Annotated in this window: 4 protein-coding genes; 2 read left to right on the top strand and 2 right to left on the bottom strand. The window is 69.8% G+C overall.

The features are described 5' to 3' along the window. Positions 1 to 94 precede the first annotated feature (94 nt). Together AOK17_RS43070 and rsmI are read right to left on the bottom strand one after the other, a co-directional pair. A complete protein-coding gene (locus AOK17_RS43070; RefSeq protein WP_055618101.1) occupies positions 95 to 541 on the bottom strand; it encodes a hypothetical protein in 447 nt (148 codons plus the stop codon). Positions 542 to 797: 256 nt separating this feature from the next. Further along, positions 798 to 1,652 (bottom strand): 16S rRNA (cytidine(1402)-2'-O)-methyltransferase, encoded by an 855-nt coding sequence (gene rsmI, locus AOK17_RS43075; RefSeq protein WP_055618102.1) that lies wholly within the window; start codon positions 1,650 to 1,652, stop codon positions 798 to 800. Between the two features lie 62 nt (positions 1,653 to 1,714). Between rsmI and AOK17_RS43080 the strand changes: the two genes are divergently transcribed. Further along, positions 1,715 to 3,457, top strand: a complete 1,743-nt coding sequence (locus AOK17_RS43080) for a dolichyl-phosphate-mannose--protein mannosyltransferase (RefSeq protein ID WP_055618103.1) — start codon at positions 1,715 to 1,717, stop codon at positions 3,455 to 3,457. Positions 3,458 to 3,527: 70 nt separating this feature from the next. Next, the gene (locus AOK17_RS43085; protein ID WP_055618104.1) at positions 3,528 to 3,938 is read left to right on the top strand and encodes a hypothetical protein; all 411 of its coding nucleotides are present in this window, start codon (positions 3,528 to 3,530) and stop codon (positions 3,936 to 3,938) included. Positions 3,939 to 4,117 lie beyond the last annotated feature (179 nt).

Below are 4,117 nucleotides of genomic sequence, written 5' to 3' on the forward strand. Positions count from 1 at the left end.
TCGGGAAGGTCGATGCCGGGCCCCACGGTCCGGGAGGCGGGGGGAGGCCGCTGGATGTGGGGCCCGGCATCGGGCGGCGGACCGGAGGACCGGATCAGCTCGCCTTGCGGTGGTGGAACGGGTGCAGCAGATCGGAGAGGTGCCAGTGGTGGCGCTCCTCGCCCGCTGCCGACCCGGCGTCCTCCGCCGACTCCGGGGTCTCGCTGTCCGAGGCCTTCCGCGGCCGTACGGGCGTCGGGCGGCGCAGCGAGTTCTGCGCCGAGGAGACCTGCCCCGCGCGCATGATGCGGACGACATGGCCGTCGCAGTTCAGACAGCTGGGGCGGCTCAGCGGCGACGGCACGACCCGGCCGTCGGCCACGTACATGACGAATTCGGTGCCCTCGGCGTCGAGGTGGTGCTCGATCTCGTACGACTGCTCCCAGCCGTGCCCGCAGCGCATGCAGGCGAAGGAGTACGACTCGTGGACTATGTCGGTCGCCGTGGTGCGGTGGCCAGGGTCTCCGGTGATCTGCCCGGTCTGACCTGCGATCTCACTCATGCCAGCTCCTCTTGTCCGCTGGACGAGGACGGGTGCGTCCTTTAACCAGTGGACGCTTCCGCAGGCCGAAGCGCACCAGACCTGTCGAGTGTTGGAGCCGTCTTGGCCTTTCCTTGTCGGAGCACCCTCAGAACACGGTCCGAGCTTTGCTTTTGGCGATCGTCCTTTGCCCGCTCATGGGGTCGGACGCGGGGGTCCGCTCAAGGGTTCGAGCACGGCGGCCCACTCGGGGATGAGGCCGGACACAGCTGTCGGCTCAGGGATTCGGGCGCGTCGCGTTCTTCGACGCGACGACCGCGTCGAAGACCTCGCGCTTGGGCAGCCCCGCGTCGGCGGCGACGGCGGCGATGGCCTCCTTGCGCCGCTCCCCCGCCTCCTCGCGCACCCGCACCCTGCGCACCAGTTCCTCGGCGTCGAGCGACTCGATGATCTCCGGGGCGCCCTCCACGACGACGGTGATCTCGCCGCGCACCCCTTCGGCGGCCCAGGCGGCGAGTTCGCCGAGCGGCCCGCGCTTGACCTCCTCGTACGTCTTCGTCAGTTCACGGCAGACAGCGGCCCGCCGCTCGGCGCCGAACACCTCGGCCATCGCGGCGAGGGTGTCGTCGAGGCGGTGCGGTGCCTCGAAGTAGACGAGCGTGCGCCGCTCGTGCTCGTTCTCGCGCAGCCGCGACAGCCGCTCGCCGGCCTTCCTCGGCAGGAATCCCTCGAAGCAGAACCGGTCGACGGGCAGCCCGGACAGCGCGAGCGCGGTGAGTACCGCGGAGGGCCCGGGGACGGCCGTGACCTTGATGTCCTTCTCCACGGCGGCGGCGACCAGCCGGTACCCGGGGTCGGACACGGACGGCATCCCGGCGTCCGTCACGAGCAGCACGCGCGCCCCGCCCACCAGCGCCTCGACCAGCTCGGGCGTACGCGCGGTCTCGTTGCCCTCGAAGTACGAGACGACCCGCCCGGACGGCTGTACGTCCAGCGCCTGCGTCAGCCGCCGCAGCCGCCGCGTGTCCTCGGCGGCGATGACGTCGGCCCCCGCCAACTCGGCCGTCAGCCGGGGCGGTGCGTCCGCGATGTCCCCGATGGGCGTGCCTGCGAGTACAAGGGTTCCTGTCACGGTTCCATCCTCGCAGGGGCGGCCCGCGGGACTCACACAGACCTGTTCCCTACGATGGCGCGGTGACCAGTACCGCGTCCTCCACGGACACCCGGCAGGGACAGGGCGTCGAAGACCAGCGGCCGTCGTGGCAACAACGGCTGCGCCGGTTCGGCTACACGGCCCCGCCCAGAAGCGATGTCCGCGCACGCCTGGTGCCCGCGTACACCGAGCCCAGCCCCCGGCTGTGGGCGGCGATCGGGCTCCGCAGGGAGGCCGCGGAACGCCTCGTCCGCTGGTCGGCGTGGGGCGGTCCGCTGCTCGTCACGCTGATCGCGGGCGTGATGCGGTTCTGGAACCTGGGCAGCCCGAAGGCGGTGATATTCGACGAGACGTACTACGCCAAGGACGCCTGGGCACTCATCCACCGCGGGTACGAGGTCAACTGGGCGAAGAACGCCAACGAGCTGATCCTCCAGAACGGCGGCAACGTCAAGATCCCGACGGACGCCGCCTACGTGGTCCATCCGCCCGTCGGCAAGTACGTCATCGGGCTCGGCGAGTGGATGTTCGGGTTCACGCCGTTCGGCTGGCGGTTCATGACGGCGCTGCTCGGCACGCTGTCGGTGCTGATGCTGTGCCGGATCGGCCGCCGCATCTTCCGCTCGACGTTCCTGGGCTGCCTGGCGGGCGCGCTGATGGCGGTCGACGGCCTGCACTTCGTGATGAGCCGCACCGCGCTGCTCGACCAGGTGCTGATGTTCTTCGTCCTGGCGGCCTTCGGCGCTCTGCTCATCGACCGCGACAAGGTCCGAGAACGCCTCGCCGCCGCGCTCCCACCGGACGCCGACGGCTTCGTACGCCCGGACGCGCGCATCGCGGAGGAAACGCTCCTCGGCCGCCGCCCCTGGCGCCTGGCGGCAGGTTTGCTGCTCGGCCTCGCCATCGGCACGAAGTGGAACGGCCTGTACTTCCTCGTCGCGTTCGGCCTGCTGACGGTCCTGTGGGACGTCGGCTCCCGCCGGGTCGCGGGCGCCCGCCGCCCCCACCTGGCGGTCCTCAAGCACGACGTGGGCTGGGCGTTCCTCGCCACGGTCCCGGTCGCGATCGCCACGTACATCGTGTCGTGGACGGGTTGGTTCCTCTCCGCCACCAACGGCAAGGGCGGCTACTACCGCGACTGGGCCACGGCCGACGGCCGCACCAGCAGCTGGTCCTGGCTGTTCCCCGGCTGGTGGCGCAGCCTGTGGCACTACGAGACCCAGGTGTACGACTTCCACGTCGGCCTGCACTCCCCGCACACCTACCAGTCGAACCCGTGGAGCTGGATCGTCACCGGCCGCCCGGTCTCGTACTTCTACGAGTCACCGCTGCCCGGCAAGGACGGTTGCCCCACGGACGCGGGCGAGAAGTGCGCCCGCGAGGTCCTCGCCCTCGGCACGCCCCTGCTCTGGTGGGCGGCGGGTTTCGCGGTCCTGTACGTCCTCTGGCGCTGGCTCTTCCGCCGCGACTGGCGCGCGGGCGCGATCGCCTGCGGCGTCGTGGCGGGCTACCTCCCCTGGTTCATGTACCAGGAACGCACCATCTTCTTCTTCTACGCCGTCGTCTTCCTCCCCTTCCTCTGCCTGGCCGTAGCCATGATGATCGGCGCCATCCTCGGCCCCCCCGGCTCCACGGAACGCCGCCGCGTCATCGGCGCGGCCACGGCGGGAGTCCTGGTCCTGCTGATCGCCTGGAACTTCATCTATTTCTGGCCGATCTACACCGGCGAAGCCATCCCGATCGACAGTTGGCGGTCACGGATGTGGCTGGATACGTGGGTGTAGGGCTGTGACCGTGAAGGCTCACCGGGTTCGCGTCTTCCGTCGGGGCTGACGATCTCGGAGTATCGGAGGAATGGGGAATCGAGGGGATCCGACCGAGGCATTCCTGGCGGAGGTGGGCGTCGAGTTCGCGTTCCTGGTGGAGGACGCCGGCTTTTCGGGCCCGGAGCCGACCGACAACGGGCTTCTCTTCCATGGCGTCGGCCTGGACGTGCAGGTCTGGTTCCTGGACGGACACGAGCCCGAGGTGACGACGCTGGTCACCCCGGCCGCATCGGACGGTGTGAGGGCCAGGGGAGTATGGCTCGACCAGTTGTATGTCGCGAGCGGATGCGGTCCCGCTCAGGACGTTCCCGGTTCGGCCCCGACCCGGCGAGCCACGCTCAAGCGAGTCCATCAGCATGCGGCTGCGCTGCGTCGGCTCATGCCGCAGTTGCTCGGCGCCGAGGGTTCACAGCTCATTGCCCGCTGCCGCCAGGGCTGAGCCGCTACAAGGCGGACGCCGGTACACAAGCAGACCCAGACGGTCACATATGTGAACCGCGCCAAGACTCTCGTCCCGCCCCCGTCTCTGTTCGGTCAACTTCTGGGCACTGCCGCCCCAGCCGTCACCCCTCCCGCATACAGTGCCACCATGGACACCTTTCTGAACGCGTTCAGAAA

The organism is Streptomyces phaeochromogenes, from assembly GCF_001418655.1.
In the GTDB taxonomy this organism is placed as follows: domain Bacteria; phylum Actinomycetota; class Actinomycetes; order Streptomycetales; family Streptomycetaceae; genus Streptomyces; species Streptomyces phaeochromogenes.